This window comes from Bradyrhizobium sp. 153 (genome assembly GCF_023073835.1).
Classification (GTDB): domain Bacteria; phylum Pseudomonadota; class Alphaproteobacteria; order Rhizobiales; family Xanthobacteraceae; genus Bradyrhizobium.
On the sequence record NZ_JADPKH010000097.1, the window covers coordinates 39,750 to 55,305 of the forward strand.

Sequence of the window (15,556 nt, forward strand, 5' to 3'; positions counted from 1 at the left end):
GCTCTTCGAAAAAGATCGGGCCGAGGTGAGGGGCGAGGAACGGACGGGAATGTGATCGATGCGGGGTCACGTTGCGCGGGAGCAAGGCCCTCGCGCCATATTCGCGACGGAAACCTCCCTTGATGCTGCGTAAGTGACGGCCAGCGGTGGGCCAGGATAGGAGGGTGGTCGCGTTAAGTGGCGATTATCCTTTTGTTTTGGTTAACTGTTTGCCGACAATATGCCTGAATCCGCGGCTTGCGTCGTGGAGCAATGTGGTGACCGGCTGGGCGACGGCCGGTCGGAAGAGAATCTGCGATGGTGGGCCCGTCTAGTTCGAAGTCTTCCGGTCCGGCGCCCCGATGGCCCGGGGCAACCCGCCGGAGCGCGCTTGGCCTGTTGCTCGGCGCCCCCTTGCTGTCGGCCTGCGCCGGCGTGCAGCAGAGTCTCAGCCAGTTCTCCAGCTCCGCGCCACCGGCGCAGCCGGCTGGTCCGCCCCAACAGGGCACGACCGCTGGCACCGGTGGGGTCAAGGTCGCCGTGATCCTGCCGCTGTCGGCGGCTGGCAATGCAGGCCTCGCGGCGCAATCCATGCGCAACGCCGCCGAGATGGCGCTGGCCGAGTTCCAAAACCCGAACATCCAGCTCCTGATCAAGGACGACAATGGCAGCCCGCAAGGCGCGCAAGCTGGTGCGCAGCAGGCGGTCGACGAGGGCGCCGAAATCATCCTGGGACCACTGTTCGCACAATCGGTGCCGGCGGTGGCGCAGGTCGCGCGCACGCGCGGCATCTCGGTGATGGCATTCTCGACCGATTCCAGCATCGCCGGACGCGGCGTCTATCTGCTCAGCTTCCTGCCGGAGTCCGACGTCAACCGCATCGTCGAATATTCCGCCAGCATCGGAAAGCGCTCCGTTGCCGTGCTCGTGCCCGACAACGCCTATGGCAACGTGGTCGAAGCCGCCGTGAAGGCGGCAGTGCCGCGGCGTGGTGGGCGCATCGTCGCGTTCGAGAAATACGGCGCCGACCGCGCCACCCCAGCTCGAACCGTGGCGCAGCAGCTCGGCAGTGCGGACGCGCTGTTCATTGCCGACGACGGCGATGCCGTGGTTTCAGTGGCGGATGCGATGACTGCGGCGGGTGCGAATTTGCGCAACATCCAGCTGCTCGGCACCGGCCTGTGGGACAATCCGCGCGTCTATGCCAGCGCAGCGTTGCAAGGCGGCCTCTATGCCGCGCCGGATCCGGCCGGCTTCCGCGCCTTCTCCGGCCGTTACCGCACCAAATATGGCGCCGAGCCGGTGCGCACTGCGACGCTCGCCTATGACGCAGTCGCCCTCGTCGCCGCACTGGCGCGCACGCAAGGCACGACGCGCTTCTCGCCCGACGTGCTGACCAACCCCTCAGGCTTTGCCGGCATCGACGGCCTGTTTCGCTTCCGCCCCGACGGCACCAACGAGCGAGGACTTGCGGTGATGAAGGTGACGACCGGCGGCGGGGTTGCGGTGGCAGGCTCGCCGAAGAGTTTTGGGGCGTAGCGCTTACGCCGCCAGATCCGCAACCACCGCATCCAGCACGGGGAAGCCACTGCTCGTCACGCGCAGCCGGCCCGTGGCGTCCACCGTGATCGCGCCTTCCTCGCGCAGCAGCGCAATGCGGCGGGGGTCGAGCGGGCGGCCCGAGAGGGCTTTGTAGCGCTCAGGGTCGATTCCCTCGGCGAGCCGCAATCCCATCAGCAAAAATTCGTCGGCGCGCTCCTCGCTGTTGAGGAGCTCGTCGGTGACGACGCCGTCGCCGTTGGTCTCGACCCGCATCAGCCAGGCTTCGGGGCGCTTTTCGGTGGCGGTGGCGTGCCTGATACCATCGATGTCGAGGCGGCCATGCGCGCCGGGACCGATGCCGGCATATTCCTCGCCGCGCCAATAGACCAGATTGTGCCGGCACTCGGCGCCGCGCCGCGCGTGATTTGAAATCTCGTAGGCGGGCAGGCCGAGCTTGTCGCAGGTCTCCTGCGTCACGTCGTAGAGCGCGCGCGCGACGGCTTCGTCCGGCGTCTTCAATTTGCCGGCCTGGTGCAGGCCGAAGAACGGCGTGCCTTCCTCGATCGTCAATTGATAGAGCGACAGATGCTCGGCCGCTTCATCGATCGCGAGACGCAGCTCGTCCGCCCACATCGCCGGCGTCTGGTCGGGTCGGGCGTAGATCAGGTCGAACGAATAACGGTCGAACGAACGGCGCGCGATGGCGACGGCATCGAGGGCCTCGCGCGCACTGTGCATACGGCCGAGCGCCTTCAAGGAGGCATCGTCGAGCGCCTGGACGCCGAGCGAGACGCGGTTGACGCCGGCGGTGCGATAACCGGCAAAGCGTGTGGCTTCGACGCTGGTCGGGTTTGCCTCCAGCGTCACTTCGACGTCGCCTGCAACATGCCAGTGCTTGCCGATCGCATCGAGCACCGCGCCGACGGTTGCGGGCTGCATCAGCGATGGCGTGCCGCCGCCGAGGAAGATCGAGGTCACTTCACGGCCGGGTGCGCGCTCAGCCGTGGTTGCGATCTCGCGGGCGAAGGCGGATGCAAAGCGCGCCTCGTCGATCGCGGCGTGGCGGACATGGCTGTTGAAGTCGCAATAGGGGCATTTCGACAGGCAGAACGGCCAATGCACGTAGACGCCGAAGGCTTCCTTAGCGCGGCTCAAGGCAGATCTCCGCCAGTTTTACGAAGGCGCGGGCGCGATGCGACAGGCCGAGGCCGAGGGGCGGCAGGCCGTGCTTCTCGATGCTCTCCATCTCGCCGAAGGTGCGGCTATGGCCATCGGGCAGAAACATCGGATCGTAGCCGAAGCCGGCGGTGCCGCGCGGCGGCCAGACCAGCGTGCCGTCGACGCGCGCCTCGACCTCTTCGCGATGATCGTCGGGCCAGGCGACGCAGAGCGCCGAAACGAAATGGGCCTTGCGCTTGTCGGGCGTGGTCGCGCCGCGCTCCTGGAGCAGGCGCTCGATCTGCGCCATCGCCGCTGCGAAGTCTTTGTTCGGCCCGGCCCAGCGCGCGGAGAAAATGCCGGGCGCGCCGTCGAGCGCGTCGACCACGATGCCAGAATCGTCGGCGAAAGCGGCAAGCTTGGTCGCCTGCGCCGCCGCGATCGCCTTGATCGCGGCGTTGCTGCGGAAATCGTTGCCGGTCTCTTCGGGCTCGGCCAAGCCGAGCTCACCAGCCGACACCGCCTCGATGCCGTACGGCGCAAGCAGCTCCCGCATCTCGGCGAGCTTGCCGGGATTGTGGGTGGCGATGACGAGCTTGTCCGTGATTCGGCGGTGCATGGCCTATTGACTACGCCACAGCCAGTTTCTGCAAGTCCGCCAGACGCGCGACGCCCTTGCGGGCCAGCGCCATCAGCGCCAGGAACTCGGTTTCGGTGAACGGCTCGCGTTCCGCGGTGCCCTGCACCTCGATGATGCGCCCATCGCCGGTCATGACGAAATTGGCGTCGGTTTGGGCTTCCGAATCCTCGGCATAGTCGAGATCGAGCACCGGCGTGCCATTATAGATGCCGCAGGAGATCGCGGCGACGTTGTCGCGCAGCACATTGGCCTTGATCATGTTGCGCGCCTTCATCCAGTTGATGCAATCGGCAAGTGCGACCCAAGCGCCGGTGATCGCAGCCGTGCGGGTGCCGCCGTCGGCCTGGAGCACGTCGCAATCGACCGTGATCTGCCGCTCGCCGAGCGCTTCGAGATCGACGATGGTACGGAGGCTGCGGCCGATCAGGCGCTGGATCTCGACGGTACGGCCGCTCTGCTTGCCGGCGGAGGCCTCGCGGCGGGTGCGTTCTGAGGTCGCGCGCGGCAGCATGCCGTATTCGGCGGTGACCCAGCCGCGCCCCTGGCCCTTCAGCCACGGCGGCAGGCGGTCTTCCAGCGTGGCGGTGACCAGCACATGAGTATCGCCGAATTTCACCAGGCACGAGCCTTCCGCATATTTGACCACGCCGCGCTCCAGCGTCACGGGGCGCAATTCGTCGGGCGCACGGCGGCTTGGCCGCATGGGAAGTCCTCCAAAAACTCACGGGAAAGGCTATTCGCGGTGCTTGTAGGTGGGGTGAGGGTGGGCGGCAAGGTTTTTTCACCCCTGATTTCGGGCCCGCAAACGCCACGCTTGTCAGAAGCGTCCGGGATGGACAAATTATGAGTATCTGAGAGGAGTTACCGTCTGTGGCCCATCACGATCCGATGCATCTGATCGCGCCGCGCGCAGGCCTTGCCCAGCTCAACGAGCGTTCCCGCGACATCTTTCGTCAAATTGTCGAAAGCTATCTCGCGACCGGTGAGCCGGTGGGCTCGCGCAATATCTCGCGCCTGATCGCGATGCCGCTGTCGCCGGCCTCGGTCCGCAACGTCATGGCCGACCTGGAACAGCTCGGCCTGATCTATGCGCCCCATACGTCCGCCGGCCGGCTACCGACGGAACTCGGACTGCGCTTCTTCGTAGACGCCCTGATGCAGGTCGGCGACCTCACCGAGGCCGAACGGCAATCCATCCAGAGTCAGCTTTCGTCGGTCGGCCAGGCGCAATCGGTCGAGGCGGCGCTGGACCAGGCCTTGATGCGGCTGTCGGGCCTGACCCGTGCCGCCGCGGTCGTGCTGACGCCAAAATCCAACGCCCGGCTCAAGCACATCGAGTTCGTTCGTCTGGAACCGGAGAAAGCGCTGGTGATCCTGGTCGGCGAGGATGGCCAGGTCGAAAACCGCGTGCTGACGCTGCCGCCCGGAGTTCCCTCCTCGGCGCTGACCGAAGCCGGCAATTTCCTCAATGCACGGATTCGTGGCCGCACGCTGGCCGAAGCGCGGCTCGAGCTTGAGACCGCACTCGGCGAGGCCCGGGCCGAGCTCGATCAGCTGACGCAAAAGGTGATCGCGGCCGGCATCGCGAGCTGGTCCGGAGGCGAGAACGAGGACCGCCAGCTCATCGTCCGAGGCCACGCCAATCTGCTGGAAGATCTGCACGCGCTGGAGGACCTCGAGCGGGTGCGCCTGTTGTTCGACGATCTCGAGACCAAGCGCGGCGTGATCGACCTGCTCGGCCGGGCCGAGACCGCGGAAGGCGTGCGAATTTTCATCGGGAGTGAGAACAAGCTGTTTTCGCTGTCGGGCTCCTCCACGATCATCTCGCCCTATCGGGATGCCGCCGGCCATATCGTCGGCGTTCTCGGCGTGATCGGCCCGACGCGGCTGAATTATGCCCGTGTGATCCCGACGGTGGACTACGCCGCCCGCATCGTCAGTCGGCTTTTGGGGGGCTGACCGGCGTTCCCGATCACGGGCGCTTGATTTTCGTACGCTTAGGCACGATATCCGGGCCAACAATCCCTGGAAACGAGTTCGAGATTAGAGCCGATGACCGATCAAGACCGGCAACCCGAAGACACGACCGCGCCGACCGGCGAGCCGGTAGTGTCGAAGCCTTACATCATGCCCGACGATCCCGAGCCGGGCTCGGTCGAGACGTTGCAGAAGGAAGCGGCCGAGGCGCGTGACCGCATGCTGCGGACGCTGGCCGAGATGGAGAATTTGCGCAAGCGCACCAGCAAGGAGGTCGCCGACGCCCGTCTCTACGGCATTACCGGCTTTGCCCGCGACGTGTTGGACATCGCCGACAACCTCCAGCGCGCGCTCGATGCCGTACCGGCCGAGGCGCGTGCCGCGGCCGATCCCGGCCTGATCTCGCTGATCGAAGGCGTCGAACTCACCGAGCGCTCGCTGCTCAACGCGCTGGAAAAGCACGGCGTCAAGAAGTTCGATCCGCAGGGCCAGAAGTTCGATCCTAATTTCCAGCAGGCGATGTTCGAAGTCCCCGATGCGTCGGTGCCATCGGGCACCGTGGTGCAGGTCGTGCAGGCCGGCTACACCATCGGCGAGCGCGTGCTGCGTCCCGCCCTGGTCGGTGTCGCCAAAGGCGGCGCGAAGGCCGCGCCCGCGGCCAACACCAACGAGCCGAACAGCGCGGCAAACTGAACCTTGGCCTCATTCCGGGTTCGGCTCTTCGGGCCGCCCCGGAATGACTGCGCGAAATTATTACGCGGTCACCGCGATATCCGCAGACTGAATCCGCTTCACGCCGGCCTTGGCCATATCAGCCCAGGCCTTTGCCAGCGAACCCTGCGTGTCGATGCCGCGGCAGGCGTCCTCCACCACATAGACCTCGAAGCCCGCCTTGCGCGCATCGAGCGCGGTCCAGGCGACGCAGAAATCCGTGGCGAGACCGGCGACGAAGACGCGCTTGATCTTGCGGCCCTTGAGATAGCCGGCAAGGCCCGTCGAGGTCTTGCCGTCGGCTTCGAGAAAGGCCGAGTAGCTGTCCACCTCCTTGTGAAAACCCTTGCGGATGATCAGTTCGGCGTGCGGGATCGCAAGATCCTTTGACAGCGCGGCGCCGTCGGTGCCCTGCACGCAATGGTCCGGCCACAGCACCTGCTTGCCGTAGGGAAGATCGACGGTCTCGAACGGATTCTTGCCGGAATGCACCGAAGCGAACGAGATGTGCCCGGGCGTATGCCAGTCCTGCGTCATCACCACGTTCGCAAACGCTTTTGCGATCTTGTTGATGACGGGCACCACCTGCTCGCCTTCCTTCACCGCGAGGCTGCCGCCGGGCAGGAAGCAATTCTGCACGTCGATCACGAGCAGCGCGGAGGCTTCGTCAGGCTTGATTGACGCGGCCGCAAACAGCGCGGTTGGTGCGAGGCCCGCGAGCGCCGTGGTCGCAAGCGCCGCCAAGATGTGTCGCCGATCCAGCATCGTTCGTCTCCCCTCCAGGAATGAACCCAATGGAGGCCAAGCCTAGTTCCGCTTGTGTGCGAACAGAAGCCCGAAAATGCAGTCGGTCTTGGCGAGGGGTTGGGCTTGGGTCGGCGGATCCTCACCGCTCCCGCGTACGGGAGCTAGCCCTTCGGCTGAATGCCGTCGCGCACGGCGCGGAAGCGGGTGAAGGCGCTTGGCCATTGGTCGCGCGGGGCGCTGGCGATGATGCGCAGCGAGGTGCCGCCGCTTGAAAAGCGGATCCACTGCACCACCGTCACCGGAACCTTGTCCTTGCCGCTGACGCCGTCGATCCGGGTCTCGAAACCCTGCTGGCCGTTGATGCGGATCGGCTCGGACATGGTGACGCGCGACTCGCGCACGCCGGGGATCTGGAGCGCCGCTTCCTGGGCGAAGCGGGCGCGGTCGTCGGTCTGCTGGGGGGTGGCGCCAATCAGGCCGAGGATCATGAACGGCTTCGATTCATAGCCCGTGCTCTCGTCGCCGTCGGCCAGGATGATGCTCGAGCCCGGCGCCAGCGTACGGATGTCCTTGAAGTCGGCGAGATCGGTGATCTTGAACGGCATCAGCGCGATCTGCTCTTCGGCCGAGACCTGCTTGCGGGTGACGGCGGTCGCAAACATCTGGCGCACCGCTTCATCGCTGTAGATCTTGGTCGCATTCTCCGGAATCTGCACCGCGACATAGCCGGAGAAGCCGGCGCCCGGCACAATCATCGAATAGCGCCTCACCGGGGTATCGCCGGCCTTGCCGCTTTCGGTGGTGAAATAGGCAAGGCCCGCGGGGGTTTCGATCTTGTCCTGCTTGACGCCGTTCGCACCGGCCGGATTGGAATTGAAGGCGCTCACGACCTCGCCATAGGCCGCCGGCGGCAGCTCGGTGATCAGCACCTTGACATTGCCGTCCTCGCTCTCGAAGCCCGGAAAGGTCTTGGCCGTGCTCAGCCCGATCAGCGGCACCATGCCGAGGCGCAAGCCAGGCGGGTAAACGGCGTCGGCGGCAAGGGCCGGAAGCGCCGAGGCAATGAGGATGGCGAGCGCGGCGAGGGGACGGGTCAGCTTCATGGGCACTCTGATTGGTTCACATTGAGGCCGTTCGATGGTCGGCCACCGGGCCGCATTGTCGCGCGGAGCAGCTGTGCTGCGGCTGCCCGGCCGGTCCGCCTTTTAGCGGGTTTGGCCTTGTCGTAACAGGGTGGGGCAGATTGCGCTGGCGGGGCTTGCTGAGACCCGAACCTGTTAATATTTCCTCACCCGCAAGGGCGGTTGAGCCCGGATATGATCTTCCAAAACCCAATGTTTTCACGGCCGAAACTTGCGTTCGGTCCTTGCGGGCCCCTCCCCCCCTCCTATATGAGCCTCAATCATCGCAATATCGCGGATGTTTGATCTTAGGGGGTTTGGATCGGGTGCCTTCTGGGCCCAAACCAACCTGCCGCAAAAAGAAGGATATCAGGACCATGGGAAAGGTCATTGGGATCGATCTCGGCACCACGAACTCGTGCGTCGCCGTGATGGATGGCAAGAACGCCAAAGTCATCGAGAATTCCGAAGGCATGCGCACGACGCCTTCGATCGTCGCCGTCACGGATGACGGCGAGCGCCTCGTCGGGCAGCCGGCCAAGCGCCAGGCCGTCACCAATCCCGAGCGCACCTTCTTCGCAGTGAAGCGCCTCATTGGCCGCCGCTACGACGATCCGATGGTCGAGAAGGACAAGAAGCTCGTTCCGTACAAGATCGTGAAGGCTTCCAACGGCGACGCCTGGGTCGAGGCCGACGGCCAGACCTACTCGCCCTCGCAGGTTTCGGCGTTCATCTTGCAGAAGATGAAGGAGACCGCGGAAGCCCATCTCGGCCAGAAGGTCGATCAGGCCGTCATCACCGTTCCCGCCTACTTCAACGACGCCCAGCGCCAGGCAACCAAGGACGCCGGCAAGATCGCGGGCCTCGAAGTGCTGCGCATCATCAACGAGCCGACTGCGGCCGCGCTCGCTTATGGCCTCGACAAGACCAAGGCCGGCACCATCGCGGTGTACGACCTCGGCGGCGGCACCTTCGATATCTCCATTCTCGAAATCGGCGACGGCGTGTTCGAGGTGAAGTCGACCAACGGCGACACCTTCCTCGGCGGCGAAGATTTCGACATGCGCCTCGTGGGTTATTTGGCCGACGAGTTCCAGAAGGAGCAGGGCATCAATCTGCGCAACGACAAGCTCGCTTTGCAGCGCCTGAAAGAAGCCGCTGAAAAGGCCAAGATCGAGCTGTCCTCGACGACGCAGACCGAGATCAACCTGCCCTTCATCACCGCGGACCAGACCGGGCCGAAGCATTTGACGATGAAGCTCACCCGCGCCAAGTTCGAGGCGCTGGTTGACGACCTCGTGCAGAAGACCATCGAGCCCTGCCGCAAAGCGCTGAAGGACGCCGGCATCACCGCCGGTGAGATCGGCGAAGTCGTGCTGGTCGGCGGCATGACCCGCATGCCGAAGGTCCAGGAGGTCGTGAAGCAGCTGTTCGGCAAGGAGCCGCACAAGGGCGTCAACCCGGACGAGGTCGTGGCGATCGGTGCTGCGATCCAGGCCGGCGTGCTCCAGGGCGACGTCAAGGACGTGCTGCTGCTCGACGTCACCCCGCTGTCGCTGGGCATCGAGACGCTGGGTGGCGTGTTCACCCGCATCATCGACCGCAACACCACGATCCCGACCAAGAAGAGCCAGGTGTTCTCGACCGCCGAGGACAACCAGAACGCGGTCACCATCCGCGTCTTCCAGGGCGAGCGCGAAATGGCGGCCGACAACAAGATGCTCGGCCAGTTCGACCTGATGGGCATTCCGCCGGCGCCGCGCGGCATGCCGCAGATCGAGGTGACCTTCGACATCGACGCCAACGGCATCGTCAACGTCTCGGCCAAGGACAAGGCCACCGGCAAGGAGCAGCAGATCCGCATCCAGGCCTCGGGCGGCCTGTCGGAAGCCGACATCGAGAAGATGGTCAAGGACGCCGAGGCCAATGCCGAGGCGGACAAGAAGCGCCGCGAGGCGGTGACCGCCAAGAACGAGGCGGATGGCCTGGTGCATTCGACCGAGAAGGCGCTGGCCGAGCACGGTTCGAAGGTCGCCGAGAGCGAGCGCCGCGCCATCGAGGATGCCGTCAGCGACCTCAAGGAAGCGCTGAAGGGCGACGATGCCGAGGCGATCAAGGCCAAGACCCAAACGCTGGCCCAGGTGTCGATGAAGCTCGGCGAGGCCATGTACAAGCAACAGGCCGAGGCCGACGCCAAGAAGGATGCGGCCAAGGACGACGTTGTCGATGCGGAATTCACCGAGGTCGACGACGACAAGAACAACAAGAAGTCCGCCTGAACCCCGAGAGGGTAACGATGCGGACGGCTTGGACCCCACACGCGCTACCGACCTCCCCCCTCGCGGGGGAGGCCGCCGCGTCGGGACGGGCGGGCAAGGCGCCCGTTACGATCGATCAATTCTCAGCCGTTATGCTGAACGCCGCTGTGCCGTCTTCCGCCGTAAGGCGGAGGGACGCTCATGTCGTCGCGCAGCGGCGTCGTTTCGCTCCGACTTGATACGCGATTGGATAGACCGAGCTCATCATGTCCACGTCCACCAAGCGCTGCTACTACGAGACCCTGGAGGTCGATCGCGACGCCGACGAATCCAAGCTGAAATCGTCGTTTCGCAAGCTGGCGATGAAATTCCATCCCGATCGCAATCCGGGGGATCAAACCAGCGAGGTCAAGTTCAAGGAAATCAACGAGGCCTACGAGATCCTCAAGGACAAGGACAAGCGTGCCGCGTACGATCGCTACGGCCATGCCGCGTTCGAGCAGGGCGGCGGTTTCGGCGGCGGCGGTGCCGGTTTCGGCGCGGGCTTCGCCTCCTCCTTCTCTGACATTTTCGAAGACCTGTTCGGCATGGCTGGACAGCGCGGCCGCGGCGGTCGCGAGCGTGGCGCCGACCTGCGCTACAACATGGAGATCACGCTCGAGGAAGCCTTTGGCGGCAAGAACGCGCAGATCGAGATTCCGGTCTCGGTCACCTGCGAGGCCTGCTCGGGCATCGGCGCCAAGGCCGGGACCAAGCCGAAGACCTGCTCGACCTGCGGCGGCGCCGGGCGCGTGCGGCAGTCGCAGGGATTCTTCACCCTCGAGCGCACCTGTCCCGGCTGTCAGGGCCGCGGCCAGATGATCGAGGATGCCTGCCCGTCCTGCTCGGGACAGGGCCGGGTCACCCGCGAGCGCACGCTGTCAGTCAACATTCCGCAAGGCGTCGAGGACGGCACGAGGATCAGGCTCGCCGGCGAGGGCGAGGCCGGGGTCCGCGGCGGCCCGCCCGGCGACCTCTACATCTTCCTGTCGCTGGCCCAGCACCAGTTCTTCCAGCGCGACGGCGCCGATCTGCATTGCCGCGTGCCGATCTCGATGGTGACAGCCGCCCTTGGCGGCGAGTTCGAGGTGCCGACGATCGAGAAGAGCAAGGCCAAGGTGAAGGTGCCCGCCGGAACCCAGTCGGGCCGCCGCTTCCGCATCGCATCAAAGGGCATGCCGGTGCTGCGCTCGCGCCAGATGGGCGACATGTACGTCCAGGTCGTGGTCGAGACCCCGCAGAACCTCACCAGGAAGCAGCAGGAATTGCTGGCCGAGTTCGAAAAGCTGTCCTCCGGCAATACGCAGCCGGAATCAGAGGGCTTCTTCGCCAAGGTCAAGGATTTCTTCGGTAATCGGGCGAGTTGACGCGTCTTGACCGTGCCGCCTTCGGCCTATACGTCTTTATGACCATTTTCTGACACGCCGCGTCCTGCGGTCCCGTCCGGTCCAGACATGCCATTGCCATCGTCCGCGCGTGCGTTGAAGAAGCCTCGTCTCGATGATGAGGTACGCTTTCTCAGATCGTGGATCGAAAAGCCGCTGCACATGGGCGCGGTGATGCCGTCGGGCAAGCTGCTGGCTCGGACCATGGCCCATTACGTCGATATCGACTCCGACGCTCCGGTAGTCGAGCTCGGGCCCGGCACGGGTGCCATCACCTCGGCTTTGATCGAGCGCGGCATCGACCAGAAGCGTCTCGTCCTCGTCGAATACAATCCTGGCTTCTGTGCGCTGCTGCGCGACCGCTACCCGCAGGCCAAGGTGGTGCAGGGCGATGCCTATCGCTTGCGCGATACGCTCTGGAACGTCTTGAGCGAGCCGGCCTCCGCGGTCGTCTCCGGCCTGCCGCTCGTCACAAAACCGATGCTGACGCGGCTGCGGCTCGTCCGCGACGCCTTCACGGCGCTGGCGCCCGGTGCGCCCTTCATCCAGTTCACCTATGCGGTGGTGCCGCCGATCCCGAAATCACTGCCCGGCGTGTCCACAGAGGCCTCTGAACGGATCTGGATGAACCTTCCGCCGGCCCGCGTCTGGGTGTATCGCAAGGATTAATTCCGCCGGCTCCTCGTTTTGCGCGGCGGGCTCTTTTCGCCGAACGCATTGGATTGGATGTCAGCTCCCAAGATCCTGATCATTCCCGGCTCGCTGCGCACCGGCTCGCATAACGCGAAGCTGGCGGCGGTCGCGGCGTATGAATTCGCCCAGGCCGGCGTCGAAATCACCCGCATCTCGCTCGCTGATTTTCCGCTGCCGATCTATGACGGCGACCTCCAGGCCAAATCCGGCGTGCCCAAGCACGCAATCAATCTCAAGCGCATGATCGGCGCGCATCACGGCGTGCTGATCGTCACGCCCGAATATAATGCTTCGGTGCCGCCGCTGCTGAAGAACGCGATCGACTGGGTCAGCCGCGTACACGATCTGCACGAGGCGCGCGGCGACGTGTTCCGCAATCGCGTCTTCGCGCTCGCCGGCGCCTCACAGAGCCGGCTGGGCGCGGCCCGTGCGCTGCAGGCGTTGCGGCTGATCCTGACCTCCTGCCATGCCAATGTGATTGCCAACCAGCTCACGCTTGCCTTTGCCGACCAGGCCTATGACGATATGGACAGGCTGAAGAACGAGGGCGATATCGCCGCGTTGCAGGCACTGGTGCGGCAGTTGATCGACATTTCCCAACGCATGATGTGAGGTGACATGACGCCAGCCGAGATCGCCCCGAAGGACCGCTTGATCGTTGCGCTCGATGTGCCGAGCGTCGATATCGCGGAAGCGATGGTCAACAGGCTCGGCGATAGCGTCAATTTCTACAAGATTGGATACCGGCTCGCCTATGCCGATGGCTTGCCGCTGGTCGGCCGGCTCGCCGACAAGGGCAAGAAGGTCTTTCTCGATCTCAAGCTGCACGACATCGGCAACACCGTGACGCAAGGCGTCGAGAGCATCACCAAGCTCGGCGCAACCTTCCTCACCGTGCACGCCTATCCACAGACCATGAAGGGCGCTGTCGAAGGCCGCGCCAATTCGAACCTGAAGATCCTCGCCGTCACCGTGCTGACGTCCTACAATGAGGATGATCTGCACGCGGCCGGCTATCGGCTCGGCGTCTCCGAACTGGTCGAAGCGCGCGCGCAGCAGGCGCAGGTGCTCGGCGTCGATGGTCTCGTCTGCTCGCCGGAAGAGGTGGGTGCCTTGCGCAAGATTGTTGGCCATCAGATGAGCCTCGTCACGCCCGGCATCCGCCCGGCGGGTTCGGCAAGCGGCGACCAGAAGCGCATCATGGCGCCCGGCCGCGCCATCGTTGCCGGCGCCGACTACCTCGTCGTCGGGCGGCCGGTGGTGGAAGCCACCGAGCCCAAGGCAATCGCGGAAGCCATTCAAGCCGAGATCGCGCAGGCGCTCGGCTGATTAACAAGAGGGAGAACAACAATGGCAAAAGGCTACTGGATCGGGCGCGTCGATGTGAGCAATGACGAGGGCTACAAGCCCTATGCCGTCGCCAACGGTCCGATCTTCAAGAAATGGGGTGGCCGCTTCGTCGTTCGCGCCGGCAAGTTCACCGCCGTCGAAGGCGCCAGCCGCAACCGCAACGTCGTGATCGAATTCCCGGACTACGAGACCGCGCTCGCCTGCTACAACTCGCCGGAATACCAAGCCAACATCAAGGTGCGCCAGCCGCACTCCATCGCCGATCTCATTATCATCGAGGGCTATGACGGCCCGCAGCCGTCGGACGGCTGAAGCACGCCGTCATTCCGGGATGGTCCGAAGGCCCAGGCCTCAGGTGCGCAATTGCGCACCGGGGAATCTCAAGATTCCGGGTTCGATGCTGCGCATCGCCCCGGAATGACGATGGTGTCAGGCCCCTCGGTTGCCGGAACTGTCTGCCCCCGCTACAACGGCAGCGGAGAGGATCACACCATGTCCGACATGCGCTTGATTGTTGCTGGGGCCGGCGGCCGGATGGGCCGCGCGCTGACGCGGGCGATTGCCGAGAGCAAAGGCGCAGTGCTGGCCGGCGCGCTGGAGGCGCCGGGCTCGGAGCTGCTCGGCAAGGATGCCGGCGTGCTCGCAGGCCTCCCGGCCAACGGCATCAAGCTCTCTGCCGACCTATGGGCGATGTCCAAGGATGCCGACGGCATCCTCGATTTTACCGTGCCGGCCGCGACCATCGCCAATGTCGCGATCGCCGCCGAGCGCGGCCTCGTCCACGTCATCGGCACGACCGGGCTGTCGGGCTCGGATAACGCCGTGATCAAGAGCGTGACCAACCGCGCTGTCGTGGTGCAATCCGGCAATATGAGTCTCGGCGTCAACCTGCTCGCGGCCGTGGTCAAGCGCGTCGCCAAAGCGCTCGACCCGAGTTTTGACATCGAGATCGTCGAGACCCATCATCGCATGAAGGTCGACGCGCCCTCGGGCACGGCACTGATGCTGGGCCAGGCGGCCGCGAGCGGCCGCGGCATACCGCTCGATGAGCACGCCGCGCGCGGCCGGGACGGCCTCACCGGCACGCGCCGCCCGGGCGACATCGGGTTTGCCTCGCTGCGGGGCGGCACCGCGGCCGGCGATCACAGTGTTAGCTTCCTCGGCCCGTTCGAGCGCCTGACGCTGTCGCATCACGCCGAGGACCGCATGCTGTTCGCCCATGGCGCGCTCAAGGCGGCGCTGTGGGCGCATGGCAAGAAGCCGGGGCATTACTCCATGGCCGACGTGCTCGGCCTGTCTGACATCTGAACGAAACGGAAAGCAGTGAATGAGCGAACGTCTTCTCGTGCTCGTACGCCACGGCCAGAGCGAATGGAATCTGAAGAACCTGTTCACAGGCTGGAAGGACCCTGATCTCACCGAGCTAGGCGTGACTGAAGCGAAGGAAGCCGGCCGTAAGCTGAAGGCGCAGGGCCTGGTGTTCGACGTCGCCTACACCTCGGTGCTGACGCGCGCGCAGCACACGCTCGACCTCATCCTCGGTGAACTCGGGCAGGAAGGCCTGCCGACTTCGAAGAACCTCGCGCTGAACGAACGCGACTATGGCGATCTCTCCGGCCTCAACAAGGATGACGCCCGCAAGAAATGGGGCGAGGACCAGGTGCTGATCTGGCGCCGCTCCTACGACGTGCCGCCGCCCGGCGGCGAAAGCCTGAAGGACACCCTCGCGCGGGCGCTGCCGTACTACGTGCAGGAGATTCTGCCCAGCGTGCTCAATGGCAAGCGCACGCTGGTCGCCGCCCACGGCAACTCGCTGCGCGCGCTGATCATGGTGCTGGAAAAGCTTTCACCTGAAGGCATTTTGAAGCGCGAGCTCGCGACCGGCGTGCCGATCATCTACCGCCTCAATGCGGATTCAACCGTGGCGTCGAAACTGGATCTGGCGGGGTAGGCCGC

The 15,556-nt window shown here is 65.1% G+C and carries 16 protein-coding genes; 11 read left to right on the forward strand and 5 right to left on the reverse strand.

Annotated elements, in window-relative coordinates; genetic code table 11:
* Nucleotides 1-297 precede the first annotated feature (297 nt).
* The gene (locus IVA91_RS24725) at nt 298-1,518 is read left to right on the forward strand and encodes a penicillin-binding protein activator (protein ID WP_247276579.1); all 1,221 of its coding nucleotides are present in this window, start codon (nt 298-300) and stop codon (nt 1,516-1,518) included.
* A 3-nt stretch (nt 1,519-1,521) separates the two neighbouring features.
* On the opposite strand, the gene hemW is transcribed toward IVA91_RS24725, so the two are convergent.
* Genes hemW through rph form a run of 3 tightly spaced genes read right to left on the reverse strand, consistent with a single transcriptional unit; the run spans nt 1,522 to nt 4,022 of the window.
* Nucleotides 1,522-2,676 carry a radical SAM family heme chaperone HemW gene (gene hemW, locus IVA91_RS24730; RefSeq protein ID WP_247276578.1) on the reverse strand — a complete coding sequence of 385 codons (1,155 nt, stop codon included), beginning with the start codon at nt 2,674-2,676 and terminating at the stop codon, nt 1,522-1,524.
* Nucleotides 2,663-3,298 carry an RdgB/HAM1 family non-canonical purine NTP pyrophosphatase gene (gene rdgB / locus IVA91_RS24735; protein ID WP_247276577.1) on the reverse strand — a complete coding sequence of 212 codons (636 nt, stop codon included), beginning with the start codon at nt 3,296-3,298 and terminating at the stop codon, nt 2,663-2,665. Before rdgB ends, hemW begins: the two co-directional genes overlap by 14 nt.
* Before the next feature lie 10 nt (nt 3,299-3,308).
* Nucleotides 3,309-4,022, reverse strand: a complete 714-nt coding sequence (rph, locus tag IVA91_RS24740; protein ID WP_247276576.1) for a ribonuclease PH — start codon at nt 4,020-4,022, stop codon at nt 3,309-3,311.
* A gap of 167 nt (nt 4,023-4,189) precedes the next feature.
* On the opposite strand from rph, the gene hrcA reads away from it, so the two are divergent.
* A complete protein-coding gene (gene hrcA / locus IVA91_RS24745) occupies nt 4,190-5,278 on the forward strand; it encodes a heat-inducible transcriptional repressor HrcA (RefSeq protein WP_247276575.1) in 1,089 nt (362 codons plus the stop codon).
* Between the two features lie 93 nt (nt 5,279-5,371).
* The gene (gene grpE / locus IVA91_RS24750; RefSeq protein WP_247276574.1) at nt 5,372-5,989 is read left to right on the forward strand and encodes a nucleotide exchange factor GrpE; all 618 of its coding nucleotides are present in this window, start codon (nt 5,372-5,374) and stop codon (nt 5,987-5,989) included.
* A 60-nt stretch (nt 5,990-6,049) separates the two neighbouring features.
* Here grpE and pncA read toward each other — a convergent pair whose 3' ends face one another.
* Both pncA and IVA91_RS24760 read right to left on the reverse strand, forming a co-directional pair.
* The gene (pncA, locus tag IVA91_RS24755; RefSeq protein WP_247276573.1) at nt 6,050-6,772 is read right to left on the reverse strand and encodes a bifunctional nicotinamidase/pyrazinamidase; all 723 of its coding nucleotides are present in this window, start codon (nt 6,770-6,772) and stop codon (nt 6,050-6,052) included.
* Nucleotides 6,773-6,915: 143 nt separating this feature from the next.
* Nucleotides 6,916-7,857 carry a hypothetical protein gene (locus IVA91_RS24760; protein ID WP_247276572.1) on the reverse strand — a complete coding sequence of 314 codons (942 nt, stop codon included), beginning with the start codon at nt 7,855-7,857 and terminating at the stop codon, nt 6,916-6,918.
* A 395-nt stretch (nt 7,858-8,252) separates the two neighbouring features.
* On the opposite strand from IVA91_RS24760, the gene dnaK reads away from it, so the two are divergent.
* The 8 genes from dnaK (at nt 8,253) to IVA91_RS24800 (ending at nt 15,551) form a co-directional block, all read left to right on the forward strand.
* The gene (gene dnaK / locus IVA91_RS24765) at nt 8,253-10,154 is read left to right on the forward strand and encodes a molecular chaperone DnaK (protein WP_247276571.1); all 1,902 of its coding nucleotides are present in this window, start codon (nt 8,253-8,255) and stop codon (nt 10,152-10,154) included.
* Between the two features lie 245 nt (nt 10,155-10,399).
* Nucleotides 10,400-11,539, forward strand: coding sequence for a molecular chaperone DnaJ (gene dnaJ / locus IVA91_RS24770; protein ID WP_247276570.1), 1,140 nt, complete (start codon nt 10,400-10,402; stop codon nt 11,537-11,539).
* Between the two features lie 87 nt (nt 11,540-11,626).
* A complete protein-coding gene (locus IVA91_RS24775) occupies nt 11,627-12,226 on the forward strand; it encodes an rRNA adenine N-6-methyltransferase family protein (protein WP_247276569.1) in 600 nt (199 codons plus the stop codon).
* Nucleotides 12,227-12,283: 57 nt separating this feature from the next.
* Nucleotides 12,284-12,862, forward strand: a complete 579-nt coding sequence (locus tag IVA91_RS24780) for an NAD(P)H-dependent oxidoreductase (protein ID WP_247276568.1) — start codon at nt 12,284-12,286, stop codon at nt 12,860-12,862.
* 6 nt (nt 12,863-12,868) lie between these two features.
* On the forward strand, nt 12,869-13,579 hold the full coding sequence (pyrF, locus tag IVA91_RS24785) for an orotidine-5'-phosphate decarboxylase (protein WP_247276567.1): 711 nt from the start codon (nt 12,869-12,871) through the stop codon (nt 13,577-13,579).
* A gap of 21 nt (nt 13,580-13,600) precedes the next feature.
* On the forward strand, nt 13,601-13,912 hold the full coding sequence (locus tag IVA91_RS24790; protein WP_247276566.1) for a DUF1330 domain-containing protein: 312 nt from the start codon (nt 13,601-13,603) through the stop codon (nt 13,910-13,912).
* Between the two features lie 180 nt (nt 13,913-14,092).
* Nucleotides 14,093-14,908 (forward strand): 4-hydroxy-tetrahydrodipicolinate reductase, encoded by an 816-nt coding sequence (gene dapB, locus IVA91_RS24795; protein WP_247276565.1) that lies wholly within the window; start codon nt 14,093-14,095, stop codon nt 14,906-14,908.
* 19 nt (nt 14,909-14,927) lie between these two features.
* The gene (locus tag IVA91_RS24800; RefSeq protein ID WP_247276564.1) at nt 14,928-15,551 is read left to right on the forward strand and encodes a 2,3-bisphosphoglycerate-dependent phosphoglycerate mutase; all 624 of its coding nucleotides are present in this window, start codon (nt 14,928-14,930) and stop codon (nt 15,549-15,551) included.
* The last annotated feature ends 5 nt before the right edge of the window (nt 15,552-15,556 follow it).

Excerpts from the sequence above, each read along its gene's own strand:
- pncA (WP_247276573.1), bottom strand. The coding sequence starts at position 6,772 with ATGCTGGATCGGCGACACATCTTGGCGGCGCTTGCGACCACGGCGCTC.
- IVA91_RS24725 (WP_247276579.1), top strand. The coding sequence starts at position 298 with ATGGTGGGCCCGTCTAGTTCGAAGTCTTCCGGTCCGGCGCCCCGATGG.
- IVA91_RS24790 (WP_247276566.1), top strand. The coding sequence starts at position 13,601 with ATGGCAAAAGGCTACTGGATCGGGCGCGTCGATGTGAGCAATGACGAG.
- rdgB (WP_247276577.1), bottom strand. The coding sequence starts at position 3,298 with ATGCACCGCCGAATCACGGACAAGCTCGTCATCGCCACCCACAATCCC.
- IVA91_RS24800 (WP_247276564.1), top strand. The coding sequence starts at position 14,928 with ATGAGCGAACGTCTTCTCGTGCTCGTACGCCACGGCCAGAGCGAATGG.
- IVA91_RS24760 (WP_247276572.1), bottom strand. The coding sequence starts at position 7,857 with ATGAAGCTGACCCGTCCCCTCGCCGCGCTCGCCATCCTCATTGCCTCG.
- pyrF (WP_247276567.1), top strand. The coding sequence starts at position 12,869 with ATGACGCCAGCCGAGATCGCCCCGAAGGACCGCTTGATCGTTGCGCTC.
- IVA91_RS24780 (WP_247276568.1), top strand. The coding sequence starts at position 12,284 with ATGTCAGCTCCCAAGATCCTGATCATTCCCGGCTCGCTGCGCACCGGC.
- IVA91_RS24775 (WP_247276569.1), top strand. The coding sequence starts at position 11,627 with ATGCCATTGCCATCGTCCGCGCGTGCGTTGAAGAAGCCTCGTCTCGAT.
- grpE (WP_247276574.1), top strand. The coding sequence starts at position 5,372 with ATGACCGATCAAGACCGGCAACCCGAAGACACGACCGCGCCGACCGGC.
- dapB (WP_247276565.1), top strand. The coding sequence starts at position 14,093 with ATGTCCGACATGCGCTTGATTGTTGCTGGGGCCGGCGGCCGGATGGGC.
- rph (WP_247276576.1), bottom strand. The coding sequence starts at position 4,022 with ATGCGGCCAAGCCGCCGTGCGCCCGACGAATTGCGCCCCGTGACGCTG.
- dnaJ (WP_247276570.1), top strand. The coding sequence starts at position 10,400 with ATGTCCACGTCCACCAAGCGCTGCTACTACGAGACCCTGGAGGTCGAT.
- dnaK (WP_247276571.1), top strand. The coding sequence starts at position 8,253 with ATGGGAAAGGTCATTGGGATCGATCTCGGCACCACGAACTCGTGCGTC.